Source organism: Nostoc sp. C052 (assembly GCF_013393905.1).
Classification (GTDB): domain Bacteria; phylum Cyanobacteriota; class Cyanobacteriia; order Cyanobacteriales; family Nostocaceae; genus Nostoc.
On record NZ_CP040272.1, the window covers coordinates 4,723,170 to 4,744,016 of the forward strand.

Here is a 20,847-nt window from a genome sequence, read left to right on the forward strand (position 1 = left end):
AGACTTATTTTTATTTAGTGCGCCAAGGATTTGTAACTTGATTCGGTAAAAATACTTGAGCGAATCTGTCAAAGATCCTTGTATATAAAGAACGAGTAATATTTTTAGCATACTGGGGTCGATAAGGATAGGTACAGTGAAGAACTTTAATTTTATCCTGAATATTATAAGCATCCTGCCACTTACTGAGATAATTATAGGTAGGTGGTAAGACTTTTTTATGAGGTTGTACAGATGCGATCGCAGACGCAAAAGCCCCTTGATCTTTTAGAAGCAATTTATCTTGATTGTTTTTGACAATTTCAAAATAACGTTGAAATTCTTCAAAGAATATTTTGGTTACTTCTGTTTTACGAAAAGCCATAAAACCGCCATTATACTGGATACTATCTGCTTGTAATGGTAAACCTACAGATTGCAAAATTGGCAAAACATTCGGTAAAAGGTCTTCCTGCTTTCCACGCAGTAAATTTGTAGCTTTCAGAATAGAAGGTTGCACATCTTCAGTTAACAGAAAATCATATTCATCTAAATACTCAAATACATCGTTGATATCGGAAAGTAAGCAAATATCTGAATCGAGGTAAATCGTTTTATCAAACTCCGAGGCTGCATATAAAGCCAGTTTGGCTTGCCTTGATGCTAAAACGGTATTTTCATTTGTAGGAGCCGGCTTTAAAATTACATTTTTGAAAGCCTTTAATAACGGATAGAGAACTACCGGAACTTGGTCAATCAAAATAATTATCGGCTCTTGATGAAACTTCCTAATCGCTGCTAAAAAATGAATGCAGTCTTGAAAAGAATAAAGACCAGTTAGAATTGTAATAAATCCTCTAGTTTCTGTCGACATAAATTAAATTAACAATTATTGTTTACTTTGGAAACTAAAAATGTATTTATTCTGAAAAAATCTTACTCTAGTTTTAGTTCTAACTAAATCTGATAGAGTAGAGGTCAGCAAAATAATAACTAAACAATTTATTTTTTTATCCTAAAAATAATAAAATAATGAAATAAATATAACTTTGTATTTGGGGCTATTCCCAGAGGAATTTCACTGAGTAAGTTTATCGGAATTTTACTTTTTTAAGTATAATTACTGTGTAGATAGAGTTTTATGCTGTATAATGATCATAGTTAATATTGCATATAGCTATAATGAACAAAGTATAAATACTTGATATAGCTTGTGGAGGTAGCATTACCATTCACTAAAATGTAGGATTGCTACTCAATACCAAATTCAATACCAAATATATATGTTGTAAGGGAGGCAGAGGTAATGCAGGTAATCCGTCTGGAAGCACTCTCAGACAACTACATATTCTTGCTACACGATCGCAAACAAAATATTGCCGCTGTTGTCGATCCAGCAGAATCTCAACCAGTATTAAAGAAACTGGCAGAATTAAAAGCTGAGTTGGTAGCAATTTTTAACACCCACCACCATAACGATCATGTGGGTGGTAACAAGCAATTAATAGAAAAATTTCCCCAACTGACAGTTTACGGAGGAGCCGAAGATCGTGGGAGAATTCCTGGACAGCAGGTGTTTTTGCAACAAAGCGATCGCGTCCAGTTTGCAGACCGAATAGCTGAAGTTATCTTCGTCCCCGGACATACCCGCGCTCATATTGCTTACTACTTTCCCCCCGAAAAAGCTGGTGATACAGGTGATTTATTTTGCGGCGATACCTTATTTTCAGGTGGTTGTGGTCGCTTATTTGAAGGAACACCGACCCAAATGGTGGACTCTTTAAGCAAACTGCGTTCTCTACCTGATGATACACACATCTGGTGTGCCCACGAATACACCCTAAAAAATCTGCAATTTGCTCTAACTGTGGATAGCGACAACGCCGACTTACAAAGACGCTTCAATGAAGTCAAGGCTTACCGTAGTCGAGGAGAAGCCACCATACCCTCGCTATTAGGAGTCGAGAAGCGAACCAATCCCTTTTTACGTTGGGATCAGCCATCATTACAATCAACCGTCAACAGTGGCGATGGAGTGCAAACCTTTGCACGTATACGGGAAATGAAAAATAACTTTTAGTCATTAGTCATTGGGCATTGGGCATTTAAAAGAGGCAGAGGGGAAAACTCTTCTCCATTTCTCCCTGCTCCCTGCTCCCTTGCTTCTTCCCCAGTCCCTAATCCTCCAACTTTCTAGGGCGAATAGTTGCGATCGCACCCTTTCTTTCGCTACGATCTGTAAGCTTTAGGGTATTAGGCCAAAAAGCTTGGAATACAGCACTGAGATTGTGAGCTATGCTGCCCAAACCCAAATTAATCAGATTTTACAGGAAAAACGAAAAACGATGGCGAAACGTGTGCAGTTAGTTTTAAATCAGGATATCAGCAAGCTGGGCAAATCTGGCGACTTAGTAGAAGTAGCTCCTGGCTACGCTCGTAACTATCTGATTCCCCAGAAATTGGCAACCAATGCCACTCCTGGTATTCTCAAGCAAGTAGAACGCCGTCGTGAGCAAGAGCGTCAACGGCAATTAGAACTCAGACAACAAGCTCTTGAACAAAAAGAATCTTTAGAAAAAATTGGCAGCTTGACAATTGCCAAGCCAGTTGGTGAAAACGAAGCAATTTTCGGTACTATCACCACCCAAGATGTTGTAGATGCAATTAAGGCAGCCACCGGTCAAGAAATTGATCGGCGTGGTATTACTATCCCCGATATTAATCACCTTGGTACTTATCAAGCCGAAATTAAGCTGCATTCTGAAGTAGCGGCGCAAGTCAATATTCAAGTTGTGGCTAGCTAACTCAAGAGAGCGATGAGGGAGCAGGGGAAGTAAAAGTGGATAATAACTCCTAGCTCCTGTACAGACGCGATTAATCGCGTCTCTAGCAAAATATCAAAACTAAAATCGTTTATGGCTGAAGAACGGAGTTTTCAAGGCGATGGTAGCGATGCCTACGGCGGTAAACTACGCCTCCCACCCCAAAATATAGAAGCGGAAGAAGCGATTTTGGGTGGTATTTTGCTAGATCCAGAAGCGATTAGTCGAGTTAGCGATCGCCTCCTTCCCGAAGCTTTTTACATTAGCGCTCACAAAGATATTTATCAGGCAGCTGTGAGGCTCCACACCCAAGGTAAACCCACAGATTTACTCTCAGTTACCAGTTGGCTAACCGACAATGAAATGCTAGTCCGCATTGGTGGCAGAAATAAATTAGCAACTCTGGTAGACCGTACAGTGTCAGCCGTTAACATCGACGCCTTAGCAGGGTTGGTGATGGAAAAATATCTGCGGCGACAGTTAATTAAAGCTGGCAATGAAATTGTACATCTTGGTTACGAGACAGAAACTGAGTTACCACAGGTTTTAGATCAAGCAGAACAGAAAGTATTCGGCGTTACTCAAGAGCGTCCCCAATCAGGTTTAGTTCACATTTCTGATACTTTAATTAATAATTTTCAGGATATTGAAGATAGAAATCAAGGCATCGCTTTACCTGGAATTCCCTGCGGATTTTACGATTTAGATGCTATGACTAGCGGCTTTCAGCGTTCTGATTTGATTATTATCGCGGGCCGCCCATCAATGGGAAAATGCCTAAGCTTTGATTCAGAAATTGTCCTTGGAGATGGACAGATTGCCACAATTGAAGAATTATATAACCAACGTTATGGCTCATTATTGACGTTAAACAATGATTGGAAATTTACCTTTACTCAACCATCTGCATTTGTAGATGATGGTATCAAGCCAGTTTTTCGTGTCACTACTCGCTTAGGGCGAACTATTGAAACCACAATCACTCATCCCTATTTAACTATTAAAGGCTGGCAAAGACTAGAAAATCTGAAAGTCGGTGATAAAATTGCTGTTCCCCGAAAAATAGATGTATTTGGTACAAAAACCATCCGTGAGTGCGAAGTTAAGTTATTAGCTTATTTAATTGGCGATGGCGGATTAACTAACTCCAATCCCCGATTTACAAATGGTAATCCATTACTGCAAGCAGATTTTTCGCAAGCAGTTGCAGATTTTGGTGGTTTAATAGTTCGTTGGGAAACTTCTCAAGTAAAACGCACACCATCACTTTGTATTCGAGGAGATTTAGAATTTATTGCTATTCAAAGACAAGTTTTTGCTGAAAGTTTTAAATTAGCAATTCAATCGCAGTTATTGACAGGAAAAGAAATAAGTCAATTAGTTGGAGTCAGCCCCACTTTACTTTGTGCTTGGAAGCAAGGGGAGTGTGTACCAAATTTAGAAGCTTTTGGTTCATTATGCGAAATTTTACAATTAGATTCAGAAGAGTTTGTATCTCATGGATTTGCCTGTATGAGCAAATCTCGAAAGAATTCGCTGACACTTTGGTTAGAAGAATTAGGTTTGTGGGGTAAAGATGCTCATTCTAAAACTATCCCAAACATAGTTTTTCAATTAGAGCGATCGCAAATAGCCTTATTCCTTAATCGTCTCTTTGCTACAGATGGATGGGCTACGCTGCTTACTAGTGGTCAATCCCAGTTAGGGTATGCAACAGTCAGCGAGAAATTAGCAAGGCAAATCCAACATCTTTTACTAAGATTTGGCATCATTGCCTCTCTTAGAAAGCGGTCTGTCAAGTATAATAACACCCGCAGAACAGCATGGCAATTAGATATTACTGATGCCTTATCTATCAAAACTTTTATTGCAGAAATAGGTATTTTTAGTAAAGAAGAAGCAATCGCAAAAATTGCAGATGCAATATCTAAAAAAAGATATCAAACTAATCGGGACTTGATACCTGTAGAGATTTGGGAACAAATAGCAGTAGCAAAAGGTAATGAAACTTGGAGTAATTTAGCTAGACGTGCAGGTATTCAAGGCTATACAAATATGCATGTTGGCAAACGTGCCATAAAGCGGGAAAGACTTTGGATACTAGCCACAACTTTAGATAATTTACCACTTCAACAGTTAGCAACAAGTGATGTTTATTGGGATGAAATAGTTGCTATTGAGTCAGTGGGAAACAAGCAAGTTTATGACTTAACAATTCCAGAAACACACAACTTTGTTGCCAATGATATTTGTGTTCACAATACAGCATTTTGCTTAAACCTTGCTCATAATATTGCCGCTTCTTATAAATTACCAGTTGCTATTTTCAGCTTGGAAATGTCCAAAGAGCAACTGACGCAACGTCTATTAGCTAGCGAAGCGCAAATTGAAAGTAGTTATTTGCGAACTGGCCGCCTAAGTCAAACACAATGGGAACCTTTAAGCCGTGCTATTGGTATCCTTTCGGAGATGCCAATTTATATTGACGACACGCCGAATATTACAGTTACACAAATGCGTAGTCAGTCAAGAAGACTGCAAGCTGAAATAGGAACTGAATTAGGATTAATTGTAATAGATTACCTGCAATTGATGGAAGGAGCAGGCGATAATCGGGTACAAGAATTATCAAAAATCACTCGTCAACTCAAAGGTTTAGCGCGTGAATTATCTGTACCAGTTATTGCCTTATCTCAGTTGAGTAGAGGGGTGGAAGCGCGTACTAACAAACGCCCGATGTTATCTGATTTGAGAGAATCAGGTTCGATCGAACAGGACGCCGATTTAGTAATAATGTTGTACCGCGATGAATATTACTCTCCCGATACTCCCGATCGCGGCATTGCAGAAGTTATTATAGCTAAACACCGCAACGGGCCAACGGGTACAGCGAAACTTTTGTTCAATCCACAGTTTACAAAGTTTCAAAATTTAAAAATTTAGCCAGACTAAATAATTGTTTGAGCAATGAATGAGCCTGATTTATTCATTAATGATGTATTTTTGCTAAATAGTCATTCTCTATTTGATAATCTGATATCCATAATTAACTGGGATGAGCGTATACGGGCACGAAAAACAGCTAGCTTTGGTTCACCATATAACTACTCAAACATTTCTTACGACTCATGCCCGATACTGAATGAGTTACTTCCTATTATTGATAGGCTTGAAAAAAACTTTGGGTTTCGACCAAACAATTGTTTAGTCAATTACTACACAAATGGTAACTCAACAATGGGATTTCACTCCGACTCAATTGATGAACTAATGGACGATACTGGTATCTCTATTATTTCGTTAGGGGCTGAAAGAATCATTACATTTCAGAATAAACAAGACAAAAGCATTGAACATAGTTACTTACTCAAAAGTGGTTCTCTACTTTTTATGCCTCAGAAGACACAGCAATACTGGAAGCATGGAATTCTTAAGCAACCAGAAACATTTGGGCGTATCAGTTTGACCTTTAGATTATTGGTATAGTCGCGGCAATCCGCTCAAAGTTGTAGGTACTTTTTCTCATATTTTCTAGCTGTACTTCAGTCGCATCTGTAATCTGAAATACCTAATTTTTCTGATAGGACATTGGGCATTGAGAACAGAGAGAATATAAACTTATTTTAATAATTCTCCCTTGTCCCCAGTACCCAATCGCCAGTCCCTAGTCGCTATTTTACTCCCAGCAATTCCACATCAAAAATTAGAGTTGCGTTGGGTGGAATCACGCCACCAGCACCACGAGCGCCATAGCCTAACTCAGATGGGATGATTAACTTACGACGACCGCCGACTTTAATGGTGCTAACTCCCTCGTCCCAACCTTTGATAACCTGTCCTACGCCTATTTTAAAGCTGAAGGGTTGGCCGCGATCGCGTGAACTATCAAACTGAGTACCATCTTCTAGAGTACCGACATAGTGAACTTCAACCGTTTGTCCAGGTTTAGGAGTCGCCCCAGTTCCCTCTGTTAAATCGACATACTTTAATCCAGAGGGGGTAGTTACGACATTAGCATCAGACATAGTATTACTCGCAATTAAGATATTGTTTTCAGTTACAGCTGTGGACACTGGCGGCGTTTGGGTTAACTCAGCAGCAATGGCAGTATTCTGTTTACTGCCTACTTGCCCCACAACCAAAAGCGCAACACATACCAGCATGAACGCCACGCTGAGGAAAATTGGTTTCAAAATCAGTTCTCCTTACTTAAGTATCCTGGCAAAAACATTACCAACAGGACACAATTAGTTTAAATCAGAAAGGGCATTTTAACGCCAAAGCTTATTTTCTAAATCGCGCAATTGCCGCTCTAAACGGTCAATCCTACCCCGCAGTTCGTCCACTTCTGACTGGCGAGCCACCCCCAAATCCTGCATCATATTTCGCATTTGCCGCTGCATTTGGATATCGAAGTTTCCCTGTTCCGACTTTAACTGCTGGGCAATATCATCTATTACTGCCTTGGCTTGCTCAGGATTGAGCTTACCGTCTTTAACTAAATCATCGCTGACTTGCCGTAGTTTTTCTGCGACTATAGACGTTGTGCCAAGACCCACCATCATTAGCTGTTGTAACCAGTTGTTGTTGTCCATACTCCCTTCCTCTTAACTTATTAACCAGCTGACCCCTTGCTCCTGAGTGTAGGCAATCAAGCTTCTTAAAGCGTGGTTATTCTAGCCTACAACTCTATTTTGGCAAATTGGCAAGCACAAGGATAAGGATCGAAGGTCGTGATTATACAACTCCTCAAGTTTAAGGTTGCCCAAATTTATCTATTTTGCGATGTCAGAGGCGATTCCCCAGAAATTACAAAGCTCACACTCACCGCAAAGGGTGAATGTGAGTAGTTCATAGGAAGATTTTATCTAGAAGGAGGCTCAAATTTGGAGCGATCGCTGAATATCAGGATTTATCCTTAAACAAGAAGTTAAATTTGTGTACGCCATTTCTGAAAGGCAATCTCGTAATCCTCTGATTTGCTCTGATAAACACTCCACCAATGGAAAAATAGTCCTAATCCCCATCCTAATATTGGAAAAATAGCCCAAAAATAACTAGGACTAGTGATTAAGTTTAAGAGAATGAGGAATAAATTCACCGCCAGGAAAGAAACAAAGTGTGTCCAAAAGGCTCTGCGTCGGAAAGTATTAAATCTGTGTCGTGAACGTTCTTCTTCTTGTTGAGCCAACCACTTTTGTTCAGTTGTTTCCAAAATCTTAGAAGAAATACCTAACTCAGATGCCATTTCTAAAAGCTGTTCTCGTGAAAATTCACCTTTGTCTTTACGAGTGAGTGCTTTTTGCAGGATTTGTTCTACATCTTCAGAATCGTAAGTCATTTTAATTACCTTATAAGTTTGTGTGTAAATGCGCCTTTGATTTCACGAAATTATCAATCCGCTTCGTTCAATTCAGTTAGCAAATGCATCCACATTTTGCACCCAATACTTAGTTACATTCGCAACACTATTATTTTCTCACAATTGATTTATGGCTACTGTATTTGTCAATACCTCTATAATTGCTTTGATGAGTGCGATCGCTTTTGGTAGCTCGATTCCAGGTAAAGAACCAACTACATCTTGCTGCCTCAATCGAGTAAATATCGCTGAAATAAGTCTTTGAAATTTCCGCAAATATTAAATTTAATGGAAGATTTAAGATATCAGGAAGGGTGTACGCTACCTAGTAGTCTGTCAAGTTTAATTTGATAGGTTCGTAGTTTGCGCTTTAGTACAAACTATAAACAATCCACACCCCTCAATTATTTCTTGATAGACCAGTGGGAATGCGTCAATAGAGGACTCAATCAATGGGATATGTAATTGCTACTGCAAATATGAAAGGTGGCGTTGGTAAAACCACTCTCACAGTCAATTTAGCTACCTGTTTAGCTAAAAATCATGGCAAGCGAGTGCTTGTCCTTGATTTAGATAGCCAAATTAGCGCCACACTCAGTTTGATGTCGCCTTTAGATTTTGCCAAGCGCCGTAAACAAAGCAAGACGTTTAGGTATCTGATAGACGAAGTTATCAATCCAGATCCACAAGCAAAACTCACAATTCAGGATATCATTCAATCCCCGGTTTGTAATCTTCCCGGACTGGATTTATTACCAGGAGACATTGATTTATATGATGAATTTGTTGTTTCAGAAATGCTGCATAAGCAAGCAACTGCTTTGGGTGAACAGGACTTTGAAACTATTTGGAATCGCTTTGAAAGGGTTTTGATCAATAACATCTTAAAACCAGTACGTCAAGAATATGATTTTATCCTGCTCGATTGTGCCCCTGGCTATAATCTATTAACTCGTAGCGCTTTGGCTGCCAGTGATTTCTACATACTTCCTGCTAAACCAGAACCATTATCTGTAGTAGGTATTCAACTGCTAGAAAGACGGATTGCTCAATTAAAAGACAGTCATGGACATGAAACAAAAATAGATATAAAAATGCTGGGAATCGTATTTAGTATGTCCAGTGCCAACCTGCTCACTGGTAGATACTACAAACAGGTAATGCACCGCGTTGTTGAAGATTTTGGTGTAGAAAAAATTTGTAAGGTACAAATACCAGTTGATGTCAATGTTGCTAAGGCTGTTGATAGTTTTATGCCAGCTGTTTTAAATGCTCCCCAATCAGCAGGTTCAAAAGCATTCTTTCAGTTAACTCAAGAGTTGTTGCAAAAGCTGTAGCCCTACTTAATCATTGATGAGCTACACGATTTCCGACTTATCGAACAGAATTCAGTAGTCAGGAGCGGAGCGCATTGGTGTCAACTTAACGTGAAAGCAAGTCTAGAACCAGCTTTTAGATTGCCTCGTTCCCAGTCTCCGACTGGGAATGCTCGTCTTTGAGGCTCCGCCTCTCTTACTGGTGCCAGAGCCACCAGAGCAGCGTTTCCAGCCGGAGGCTGGAAACGAGGTCTTAAAAGAGTTTTAGCTTAAGTTGACACAAATGAGCGGGGCGTAGCCCATTCTGACTTCTGAATTCTTCAAGAAATTAGAAATATGAGTAAAAATGAATGTAGAGACGTGAAAATTAGCGTTTACACAAGGGTTTCTGGCAAATAATAATTAATTTCACCATATATCTATTAAATTAGGTCGAAAATCTCAATATTTCGATTTTTATAAAGCTTTTAAGAAAGAGAATTTATACTTACTCAGCAAGAAAAAAGCTACGTAAAACAAATCTCAAATCCCCATTTTAAAATTCTCTATTAAAAAAAAATTCTTGTAGGTATGGGGTCATTCTAAAATCTAAAATCCACAATTCAGTGACAAATAATTTATCTGTTTCTAAAGTTCAGCAGTTATACGGAAGCTATAATTAGTGAGATTCAGCTATTGAGTGAAAAGGTAAGTAAATCTCACTAAGAAACTCACTGAGAAACTAATGGTTAGTAACGATTCTGCGCGGGTAGAGAACAATCAGCATTTGCTAATACGCCTACCACGGACTCTGAGTTATCTCGAAACCTGGGGCTTTGGGTTAACAGGTCATGTTGGATGGATTGGTACTGCCCCCATCATTCATGCAGCGTTAGGGCCAAAAGCTATCTTAGTTTGGTTTTTTGGCACGATTATTTCCTTTTTACTTAACTTACAGGTACAAAGTTTAGGTAGACATTGGCCAGATATCGCTGGAGGAACACCAAACTATACCACAAGGCTATTAAAGAACTTTCCTGTATTAGGCCGTTACGCAGCTTTAGGATACTTTTTTAGCTGGGCAGCAGCACCAGCATTGTATGCGATTATTCTCACCGACCTAATTAAAGTCAATTTTGAAACATTAGGTATTTCTTGTCCAGAAACTTTATTAAGAGTTTTATTTACAGCGATTCCTTTTATTTTAGCCTTCAGTGGTACTCGTGCTTTAGCGCTCTTGCATCTGTTTTTTGTGTTTCCAGCGATTTTATTAATGTTATTGTTTTGTATTCAAGGCGTATTCTGGTTAGTCTTCTCATCTGCTAGTTTTAAATTGATCTCAACTAGCACACATAGTTTGAGCTTTGAAGAATGGGCAAAGTGGTTTTTTTTAGCTAGCTATTCAATTTATGCTTGTGAAACTACTTCTTCTTTTGTTGCTGATAGTCGCCACCCATATAAAACTTTAAAGTTCTTAACTGTTGCTGCTTGGTTAATTCCTCCAGTGTTTTTAGGTGGTTCTTGGGTATTAATGTGTTCGGCTCAAAATCCCACAATAGGTGACGATACGTTCTTAAATCTGGTGGCAGCTTCTAAGCCTTTTTGGGGTGAATTTGCCCCCTTTTTAGTAACACTTCTGATTACTATATCTTGCCTTTTAAGTTCTGCTACGGCAGTTTCTAACTCTCCTCGGATATTATACCAACTTGCCTTCGATCGACAGCTTTCCCCCATATTTGCATTGGTCTCTCGTCAAGGTGTCCTTGGGCCTGCAATTTTAGTTACCTTTATACTCAGTTTGCTTTGTCTAAATTTGGGAAATGTATCTCAACTTGTCACAGTGGCAGGTACATGTTATCTCATGTCAATTATGGGATTACATCTGGGATTGTGGCTATGTCGCGGTAAACCCCACGTGTTATGGCCTTGGTGGTCACTGGGTTTTTTCTTGGTAGAAGCGGTAGTGCTAATAGTGGGAGGTTTAGCTTGGAATTGGAGAGATTTCTTAGTGGGCTTATTATTACCTATTATTCTGATGAGTGGAGATGTAGCGCTACGTCGCCTTAGATTTGCGCCATTACACCCGAACTGGTGGACACAGCGTTACGATACTAGGTCTACTAGAAATAACCCCGATTTTGTAGTATTACAAGTGATTGTTTTAGTGTCATTAATTTGTACTACTGCTACAATCAGTTGGATTATTCGTGATTTTTTAGATAGATTTTCTAATAATCCTCAAAACTCTTTACTAGCTATTTTATTAGTAACACTTTCTTTTGCGGGAGTAGCGATCGCTTGCTGGACAACTTTACCACAAATTATTGCTATTGACGAAGCACGCAAACAAGCTAGGAACCTATTTATTACTACTCTCGATACTGTTCCAGATACAGTTTTAGTGTTAGATGAAGACGGTACAATCTCTCAAACAAATGCTGCTGCTGAAGAATTATTTCAAACAAGTGTTCAGCAATTACTTGGACAAAATCTGAATCAAATTCTAATCTGCTATCGTGGCAAACCGGAGCAATGGTCTATTAGAAGTGAGCAAACTTTAAAAATCAACCAAGGTTTACGAATTGTTGAATCGACTATTTCACAACCATTTAATTCCCAGCTACGGGAGTATATTGTAATTGTGCGTGACATCACGAAGCGGAAGCTAGCAGAGGAAGAATTAGTCCAGTATCGTTATCAGCTTGAGCAGTTGGTGTTAGAACGCACCATTGAACTTATTAGAGTTAATCAACAACTGCAACAAGACATTATCAAGCGTCAAGAAGCACAAGAACAATTACTGCATAATAGTCTTCATGATGGTCTAACTGGATTACCTAATCAACGATTGTTTATGGAGCGGGTGCAGCAGGCAATAGAACATAGTAAACAGGAAAATAATTATTTATTTGCTGTACTTTTCTTAGACCTAGACCGCTTTAAAGTTGTTAATGACAGCCTTGGGCATCTACTAGGAAATCAACTTTTGATTGCAATTTCTCATCGGCTAAAGTCAGTTTTGCGAGGCGGAGATATAGTTGCTCGTTTTGGTGGAGATGAGTTCACAATCTTAATTGAAGAAATTGAGGATATTAGTACCGCCATACAGGTAGCCGAGCGAATTAAAAAGGTTTTAGCTTTGCCATTTCAATTAAATGAGCATCGGGTGTTTACTAATGTTAGTATTGGCATTGCTTTAAGTAAAGCAGATTATGAGCAAGCAGCGCAGATTCTACGCGATGCTGATGTGGCAATGTATTGTGCTAAATCACTTGGTAAGGCACGTTATGAGGTTTTTGATCCCAAGATGCACGAGGGTGCAGCTTTGCTTTTGGAGTTAGAAACTGCTTTACGTCATGCGCTACTCAAGCAAGAAGAATTTCGCCTGGATTACCAGCCAATTGTTTCACTGACAACTGGTAAAATTATTGGATTTGAGGCCCTGATACGTTGGTATCATCCAGAACGAGGACTGATTTCTCCTCAAGATTTTATTCCTCTGGCTGAGGAAACTGGAATGATTGTTAGTATCGGGCAATGGGTGCTGTATGAAGCCTGTCACCAAATGCATACATGGCATAAACAATTTCCTACTTCAACACCTCTGACAATTAGTGTGAATTTTTCTGGTAAACAAATCACGCAACCTGATGTGTTTAAAGAGGTGAAACATATATTACAGCAAACTGGATTGGAGCCGTGCTGTTTGAAATTGGAGATTACTGAAACCTTGCTAATGGATAATTTTGAATTGGCCATCACTGTACTTTCTCAGTTAACAGCGCTGAATGTCGAGATGCACATGGATGATTTTGGTACTGGTTATTCATCCTTGAGTTATTTGCACCGTCTACCAATCAAAACTCTTAAGATTGATCGCTCTTTTGTCACCAGTATAGGTAGTCGAGGAGAAAATTTAGAAATTATTCGAGCGATCGTAACATTGGCTCATAATTTAAATATGTCTGTAACAGCAGAAGGGATAGAAACTGTAGAGCAATTAGCACAATTGAAGGCTTTACAATGTGATTATGGACAAGGGTATTTTTTCTTACCACCTATGGAACGGGCAGAAGTAGAAATACTACTTGCTGCTAACTTGTACGGAAAAAACTTTTTGAAGAGATAAACCAGGAGTCAGAATTCAGAATGGGCTACGCCCCGCTGCGCTAACAGAATTCAGAATAGTCTACCCATAAAGTCGCTTAACTACATCTACATTAATTAGTGTAGTACTGGTTGTAGCTGGAAATTCTCTACATTATTAACTAACCCTTCTTCTAACAGAAGTTCGTTCACAAAAATATCGATTTTATCCCGATTGATATTTTGCATGACTATCAGGTGTACCCAGTTTTCACAAATGGCTAACTGCCACTTTTTAATTAACTTTTGAGAAGGTTTTTGAAACACTACGGTATTGGAAAAATCATTGAGCATACATGGGTATTCTCTGATTTTAAGTTGTTGGAAAAGATATTGGGCATTATCAATGCAGGTCTTTGCTTCTCTAGCTAATCCATGATAACCTCTTGTTTTTATTGCATACCAGAGAATCAGAGGTGTGTGACCGTTTCTAGAACCTAGAATTGTTGTATCTGTTGAACCGATATATTCAATTGCTGTTTCAACTTTTTCTACCCATTTTTTCTTAGTTAAAACAACACCGCAAGGCAAGGGAGAACCAATGAATTTAGCAGAAATAGCTACACTATCTATGGGTTTTTGAAAGTTAACTTGTGGAGCGCCATCTAGAAAAGGTAATATTAATCCTGAAAGTGCGGCATCACAATGAATATAGTAATTTTTTATCTGATTGCGCTCTAAAATTTCTATAACTTTGTCTAAGTTATCAATCGCACCTTTGACAGTAGTCCCAATATTTAAATTTACGATCGCTGGACAATTGCGGTTTTCGCTAATGAGTTGTTCGAAATGCTCATAATTCATCTCTCCGTTAATTTGCGAGTTAACAACATTGTGTTGAATGCGGAATAATTTGGCTGCTTTGGGTATTGAGTAATGAGAATCTTGTGATGAGTAAAGAATCCCATTCGGGTAGATTTCCCTTGCTAAGAATATTCCATATAAATTACCTTCAGTTCCGCCAGCAGTAACATAACCCCAAAACTTATTTTCTGGAATTTTATAGAGGTTAGCAAAAAAAGATAATACTTCTTGCTCAAACTTCCGAGAATGCAGTCCAAAATCTGGCTCAATATAAGGATCTCCAGCATTATTCAACAGAAAATTGAAAAATTTGCCGATCGCACTGTAGTCACAACTTAAATTATATGGATAGCCTGCGTGAAACTGCGATCGCTGTTCTATTTGCAGCAAAAAATCTGCCAATTCTTTAGCAACTGTATCTGACATATCTTTTTCTCTCTTGAATTTTGAGTTGATGGATGTTCTAATCGAAAATCTACGTATTAATCCATACCTTTATATTATCTTAACAATCTAGCGGTTCCCCTTTCTTTAAAGAAGATACAGTTAAAACACGTAGCCATCTTCAGTAAAAATACTAGATTTTTTTGTTCTAAAGTATATTACCCTTAGGACTTACGCACTTTACAAAAGGACTATAATGTGTGTTACGTAAAATATCTATTTTCAGCGCTGACTCGAAAGACCTCTCCCTCGTTTTACTACGTAAAACAATCCCTCTCCGATTTGGAGAGGGAAAGACTGGAAATTTAGTTAAAAATAGAGAGAAGTTCGGCGAATTAACGTATATTTACTAGAACTCTCCAGCTAAGGCTGCAACGCATCGTTCGCAAATTAAGGGATGTTCTGCTGATTCTCCTACATGAGTAGAGTAGTTCCAACAGCGATCGCATTTTTCACCATCTGCTTTCACAACATCAATAGTTGTTATTTTCTCAGCACCGAAAAATTTAGCTACTTTTATCTGTTCTTCTGCCTCTTTAAGAGGGGAATCGACTAGTTCAACTTGAGATACTAAAAACAGATAGCGCAACTCATCTACCCCATTACTTTGGTCAATAGAACGGGGGTTAAGTGATTGTAACTGTTTACGCAGTTCCAAATCTGAGACATATAACAAAATCTTAGCTTCTAAAGAAGACCCGATTTCTTTCGCTACTCGAAAATTCTCTAACCTTCCATTGACATCAGTACGAATTTTCCGTAACTCTGTCCAAAATTCTGCTAACTCAGGATTACGCCATTTTTCCTCAACCTGAATCCAACCGGCTTCAAACACTGATTTGTAAGGTGTTTTGTAAGGGAGATATTGCCAGATATCCTCGGCAGTGTGGGATAATACTGGGGCGATCGCTCTAGCTAAATTATCTATTGCTATCTTCAGCACCGTTTGACAACTGCGACGGCGGAAAGCATCTTTTGCACTGATGTAGAGTCTATCTTTAGCAACATCTAAATAGAAGTTGGATAAATCTACCACGCAGAAATTCTGCACTGTTTGGAAGAAGCGGAAGAATTGGAAACTCTCAAAGGCTTCCGTCACTTCCTCAAACACTTCGGTGATGCGGTGCAGCATATAACGGTCAAGTTCTGGCAATTCCTCAAAGGGGACTGCATCTTTTTCGGGGTCAAAATCATCTAAGCTACCCAACAAAAATCGCGCTGTATTGCGAATTTTGCCTCTAACATCATTCATTTGTTTGATGATGTTTTTGCCAATGCGGACATCGCCGGAGTAGTCTACCGATGATACCCATAATCGCAAGACATCTGCACCGTAGGCTGGTTCTACTTTTTGATTTTTCCCACCTTCAATGATTGTATTGGGGTCAACCACATTACCTTCTGACTTACTCATCTTTCGCCCTTGTTCGTCCAAAGCGAAGCCGTGAGTTAGCACAGTTTTGTAAGGGGCAATGTCATTTACCGCTACACTGGTAAGCAAACTTGACTGGAACCAGCCTCGATGTTGGTCGGAACCTTCTAAATATATCTCAGCAGGGTAGTGTAACTCTGGACGCTGTTGAGCGACAGCAGCCCAAGATGACCCAGAATCGAACCATACATCCATTGTGTCTGTACCTCTGCGGTAAGACTTACCATTTTGACGATAGGATTCTGGTAATAATTCCTCAACTGATAATTCCCACCAAGCATCAGAACCTTTTTCTGCGATGATTCCTTGAACGTGGTTAATAATTTCTTCGTTCAGCAATACTTCCCCAGTGGCTTCGTCGTAGAAAACGGGAATCGGTACACCCCAAGCACGCTGACGAGATATACACCAATCGGAACGTTCCGCTACCATTGGCGTGATCCGATTTTCACCTTGGGCTGGAATCCATTTTACAGTGGCGATCGCCTTTAATGCTTCTTCTCTAAATCCCTCCACCGAAGCAAACCATTGTTCAGTCGCGCGGAAAATCGTTGGTTTTTTCGTCCGCCAATCATAAGGATACTTGTGGGGGTATGCTTCTTCTTTCAGCAAGGAACCAGCAGCCGTTAATGCATCAATTACCGCCTGATTTCCATCACCCAGCACATTTAACCCCGCAAATTGTCCCGCTTCTTCGGTAAAATTGCCGTTGTCATCCACTGGTGCAAGGATGGGCAAACCGTAACGCTGACCAACAATATAGTCTTCTTGACCATGACCAGGTGCAGTATGTACCAACCCAGTACCCGACTCAGTTGTGATGTAATCACCGCCCACAACAATCGGACTTTCGCGGTCAAATAGAGGATGACGGTAAGTGGTATGTTCTAAATCATTCCCCTTGAACGTGGCTTTTAGAGTTAACTCAACTCCCAAGGTTGAAGATAAACGTTCTATTAAGTCAGCAGCAACAATCAGGTATTTGAAATTACTCTGCGCCTCCCCCTCTGGGTGTGAAACTTCCACCACTGCATAATTCAAATCCGCATTCACCGCCACAGCTAAATTCGCTGGAATTGTCCAAGGTGTCGTTGTCCAGATAGCCACACCCAAATCTGACTGATATTCAGCCAACAGTGGTTTTACAGCTGACGCCAAACTCGTGATTGGGAAAGCTGCATAGATACTGCGGGAAACGTGACCTTCAGGATATTCCAACTCAGCTTCCGCCAAAGCGGTTTTAGAACTGGGACTCCAGTGAACTGGCTTCAAACCGCGATAGATGTAGCCTTTTAAGAACATTTGACCAAATACGCCAATTTGAGCCGCTTCGTATTCCGGCTTCAGAGTTAGATAAGGATTGTCCCAATCACCCCAAATACCGTAGCGTTTAAAATTTTGGCGCTGGTTGTCTACCGTAGCTAGGGCAAATTCTTTCGCTTTCTGCCGCAGTTGTAAAGGTGTTAAATTTTGCCGTTCTGCTGACTTCATGTTCTGCAAAACTTTCAACTCAATTGGCAATCCGTGACAATCCCAACCAGGGACGTAGCGAACTTTACGACCTTTTAGTAGTTGGTAGCGATTAATAATATCTTTGAGAATTTTATTTAAGGCATGACCAATATGGAGTGAGCCATTAGCGTAGGGAGGCCCATCGTGCAGTATAAATAATTCGCCGGGGTTATTTTCAAAGAGGCGATCGTAAATTTTATTTTCTTCCCAAAATTTTTGGATTTCAGGCTCGCGCTTGATGGCGTTTGCCCGCATATCAAAGTTAGTCTTGGGTAGGTTTACAGTATCTTTATAACTTCCTGGTTCGGTCACAGTCTCATGCCTAGAATTAGGTGTGCAGGTTCTATTAATTATAGAAGATGGCATGAAAACCAAAATTTGCTATTTTACTCACCGAAAGAGTGCTGAGTGCTGAGTGATGAGTAATGAGTGAAGAAAAAGTACTCAGCACTCTTCATAGAAACAGCACCTTAATTTTCTGCTTCGTCTTAGGGACTGACAAATAAAAAATATCCAATTGACTCTTGTGGGGTGGGCGACACGAGAGCCATATCAACTGGGCGGGCAAGATGTCCACCCCACAATATTGGATAATTTATTTCTTGGAGTTCCCTCATCAGATTGGCTAACTTTTCACGTTGGATGTCAACCAGAGGACTAACCTCAATACACTTGGGTTAAGCATTTATTCTCTCCCCCTACTTCCCCTGCCTCCCCTGCCTGCCTCAACGATTATTTTCTTAACTGAACTGTATTGCGGCTACTGACAACAATTTTGGGTTTTTGAGAAGCGATAAATCGCCGTCTCTACAAGTGCTGTATTGGGACGAACCTGACTTTTCACTCTTGTCTGAAAAATTGTCGATAATGTTTTATAGAGACATTGCAATGCAACATCTCTACACACCTAAAAATCTCACCAATAACCTTAACTAAACGGTAAGGAATAAGAATTTCTAAAAGTCTTGCCTAAATCGTGGCTTAGTTAAGGGTATTTAGCGTAATTTCATTCAACGACTGTTACTGAAGCCCCTTCATTTGATGGAGGTATACTGGGTAACTCAAGACAGTATCCAGCACCATAAACTGTCTTAATATAGCGGGGATGACGAGGATCTGGTTCTAATTTGGTTCTTAAATGGCGAATATGGACTCGAATCGTTTCTATATCATCATCAGGATCGTAGCCCCAAACTTCTCTGAGGATTTCGCTGGGAGAAACTGTTTGACCGTGGCGTTGCAGTAAGCAGTGAAGTAACTCAAATTCCAAGTGAGTCAATTTCACCGTCTCATTGAACCATATCGCCTCAAATCTTTCGGGAACGAGGGTTAATGAGCCATAGTTGAGAATTTCACTATGCTTTGCGGCTTGGGGAATCCTGTCAGTCCGCCGCAAAAGTGCCCGCACCCGCGCCAGCAGTTCTTCAACTTCAAAAGGTTTCGTGAGGTAGTCATCTGCGCCAGCATTGAAGCCTTCCACCTTGTCCTGAGTTTGGCTCAAAGCCGTCAACATTAACACGGGAATCTCAGAGGTGCGATCGTCGCGGCGTAGGCGTTGGCAAACGGTAAACCCATCTACCCTGGGCAACATTAAATCGAGCATGATCAAGTCTGGTTGTAGCTGGAGAGCCAGCGCTTGACCTTTGATGCCGTCTTCAGCTTGACTAACATCGTAGCCAGCCATTTCCAAGTTGACGGCAACTAGTTCTGAAATCGCTGGGTCATCGTCTATGACAAGAATCCTCGGCATTCTTAAAAAATTATTACTACTTATTAAGGATAATTAACAACCTTTGATAGATACAAAGATTTTTGAATCAATGATGAAAAAGTTTTTAAATCTTACATAAATATTAAGATTAAATGACTGTGAAATCAAGACTCAATTACACGAAATCTTATAGTCTATGATGTGTTATACTCCCCCCTACAATCCGTCTTGGTTTTTACAAAACGGTGTGATGATGACTGTATACACCGCTTTGTGGGGAAAACGTAACTGGCAAAGTACTACTAAAGACCCAGAACCGTCTTATCACGAGAAAATCTTTGTTGGTGGCCAAGGTGTGCCAATTTTTGGCTTGGTTGCTATCCCAGAAAATGCTCATAGCACGATTATCGGTACTTATGGCATTACCGGAGAATTAAAAACAGAATGGTTTTTGAGAGTGCTAGGACGTAAAGCTTACGCTCAAGGATATGCTGTGGTGTTATTTGATTGGCGGGCCCACGGCAAAACGGCCGAATTGTCGCCGACTCTCACCTCTGATGGTTTGTATGAGGGAGAAGATTTTGTTCGCATTGCTGCCGCTGCAAAGGCAATGGGGTGTCCAGGAAAATTTTGGTTTACGGGGTTTTCTTTAGGAGGGCAATTGGCACTATGGGCGGTGAAGGTGGCTGGTGAGGTGATTAGGGAGTATGAAGATTTAGGACTAGAGGATAGTGATATTGGCGGTGGTATGGTGATATGTCCGAGTTTGGATTCACAGCGATCGCTATCTTATCTAGTTACAAAGCCCTTAGGTAGATATTTAGAAGCCGGGATTGCCCAGAATTTAAAAAAACTGGCGTGGCGGATACATGATGCCCATCCGGGAAGTCTTGACCCAGAAGCGATTGAACGGGCGAATAGTATTTGGGGTTTTGACAATGAACTGGTAATTAACCGACTAGGTTTTCCTTCTGTGGAAGCATATTACCAAGCGAGTAGTGCTTTACAAATATTGCCCCAAATCTCGAAACCAACTTTGATTTTATATGCTGCTGATGACCCACTTTTCGACCCAGCTATCATACCGGAATTACAAGAAGCGTGCGATCGCAATTCCGCAATAGATTTGTTCCTGACTCAATACGGCGGTCATGTTGGCTATTTGAGTAGCAAAGAGTGTCAGCGCCAAGTAAAGGATTCCGATCCTTGGTGGGCATGGAATCGGGTTTTAGAATGGTTGGAGGAAAAGCGAATAGCCTAGAAATACCTCGTCCTGACTTGAAAGCAACTAAATTTATTTACGGGGATGTTAATTTTTAATTCTTAATTTTTAATTCCCC

Annotated in this window: 15 protein-coding genes; 8 read left to right on the top strand and 7 right to left on the bottom strand. The window is 40.1% G+C overall.

The window, feature by feature from the left end; all coding sequences use genetic code 11:
• Positions 1–10: 10 nt before the first annotated feature.
• Positions 11–853, bottom strand: coding sequence for a putative nucleotide-diphospho-sugar transferase (locus FD723_RS19500; RefSeq protein WP_179066810.1), 843 nt, complete (start codon positions 851–853; stop codon positions 11–13).
• A 432-nt stretch (positions 854–1,285) separates the two neighbouring features.
• Here FD723_RS19500 and gloB point away from each other — a divergent pair, with 432 nt between their 5' ends.
• The 4 genes from gloB to FD723_RS19520 all read left to right on the top strand — a co-directional run bounded on the left by gloB (position 1,286) and on the right by FD723_RS19520 (position 6,287).
• Complete coding sequence (gene gloB, locus FD723_RS19505) at positions 1,286–2,059, top strand: hydroxyacylglutathione hydrolase (RefSeq protein WP_179066811.1); 774 nt, start codon at positions 1,286–1,288, stop codon at positions 2,057–2,059.
• A 265-nt stretch (positions 2,060–2,324) separates the two neighbouring features.
• Positions 2,325–2,783, top strand: coding sequence for a 50S ribosomal protein L9 (rplI, locus tag FD723_RS19510; protein WP_179069204.1), 459 nt, complete (start codon positions 2,325–2,327; stop codon positions 2,781–2,783).
• A gap of 111 nt (positions 2,784–2,894) precedes the next feature.
• A complete protein-coding gene (dnaB, locus tag FD723_RS19515; RefSeq protein WP_179066812.1) occupies positions 2,895–5,744 on the top strand; it encodes a replicative DNA helicase in 2,850 nt (949 codons plus the stop codon).
• Between the two features lie 24 nt (positions 5,745–5,768).
• Positions 5,769–6,287 (top strand): alpha-ketoglutarate-dependent dioxygenase AlkB, encoded by a 519-nt coding sequence (locus FD723_RS19520; protein ID WP_179066813.1) that lies wholly within the window; start codon positions 5,769–5,771, stop codon positions 6,285–6,287.
• A gap of 185 nt (positions 6,288–6,472) precedes the next feature.
• Here the strand turns inward: FD723_RS19520 and FD723_RS19525 are convergent, their stop codons facing one another.
• From FD723_RS19525 to FD723_RS19535, 3 genes are all read right to left on the bottom strand, one after another.
• Positions 6,473–6,994: an FKBP-type peptidyl-prolyl cis-trans isomerase gene (locus FD723_RS19525; RefSeq protein WP_179066814.1), complete on the bottom strand. Its 522-nt coding sequence runs from the start codon at positions 6,992–6,994 to the stop codon at positions 6,473–6,475.
• Between the two features lie 78 nt (positions 6,995–7,072).
• A complete protein-coding gene (locus FD723_RS19530; protein ID WP_179066815.1) occupies positions 7,073–7,396 on the bottom strand; it encodes a phasin family protein in 324 nt (107 codons plus the stop codon).
• 335 nt (positions 7,397–7,731) lie between these two features.
• The gene (locus tag FD723_RS19535) at positions 7,732–8,142 is read right to left on the bottom strand and encodes a 2TM domain-containing protein (RefSeq protein WP_179066816.1); all 411 of its coding nucleotides are present in this window, start codon (positions 8,140–8,142) and stop codon (positions 7,732–7,734) included.
• A gap of 151 nt (positions 8,143–8,293) precedes the next feature.
• Between FD723_RS19535 and FD723_RS42910 the strand changes: the two genes are divergently transcribed.
• From FD723_RS42910 to FD723_RS19545, 3 genes are all read left to right on the top strand, one after another.
• Positions 8,294–8,428: a hypothetical protein gene (locus tag FD723_RS42910; RefSeq protein ID WP_256874867.1), complete on the top strand. Its 135-nt coding sequence runs from the start codon at positions 8,294–8,296 to the stop codon at positions 8,426–8,428.
• Between the two features lie 187 nt (positions 8,429–8,615).
• Positions 8,616–9,500 carry a ParA family protein gene (locus FD723_RS19540; protein ID WP_179066817.1) on the top strand — a complete coding sequence of 295 codons (885 nt, stop codon included), beginning with the start codon at positions 8,616–8,618 and terminating at the stop codon, positions 9,498–9,500.
• Between the two features lie 703 nt (positions 9,501–10,203).
• On the top strand, positions 10,204–13,587 hold the full coding sequence (locus tag FD723_RS19545; protein WP_179066818.1) for an amino acid permease: 3,384 nt from the start codon (positions 10,204–10,206) through the stop codon (positions 13,585–13,587).
• 95 nt (positions 13,588–13,682) lie between these two features.
• Here the strand turns inward: FD723_RS19545 and FD723_RS19550 are convergent, their stop codons facing one another.
• From FD723_RS19550 to FD723_RS19560, 3 genes are all read right to left on the bottom strand, one after another.
• Positions 13,683–14,834, bottom strand: coding sequence for a histidine decarboxylase (locus FD723_RS19550; RefSeq protein WP_179066819.1), 1,152 nt, complete (start codon positions 14,832–14,834; stop codon positions 13,683–13,685).
• A 367-nt stretch (positions 14,835–15,201) separates the two neighbouring features.
• Positions 15,202–18,108: an isoleucine--tRNA ligase gene (gene ileS, locus FD723_RS19555; RefSeq protein WP_179069205.1), complete on the bottom strand. Its 2,907-nt coding sequence runs from the start codon at positions 18,106–18,108 to the stop codon at positions 15,202–15,204.
• Positions 18,109–18,802: 694 nt separating this feature from the next.
• Positions 18,803–19,546, bottom strand: a complete 744-nt coding sequence (locus FD723_RS19560; protein ID WP_179066820.1) for a response regulator transcription factor — start codon at positions 19,544–19,546, stop codon at positions 18,803–18,805.
• Between the two features lie 157 nt (positions 19,547–19,703).
• Here FD723_RS19560 and FD723_RS19565 point away from each other — a divergent pair, with 157 nt between their 5' ends.
• Complete coding sequence (locus FD723_RS19565; RefSeq protein ID WP_179066821.1) at positions 19,704–20,768, top strand: YheT family hydrolase; 1,065 nt, start codon at positions 19,704–19,706, stop codon at positions 20,766–20,768.
• Positions 20,769–20,847: the final 79 nt, after the last annotated feature.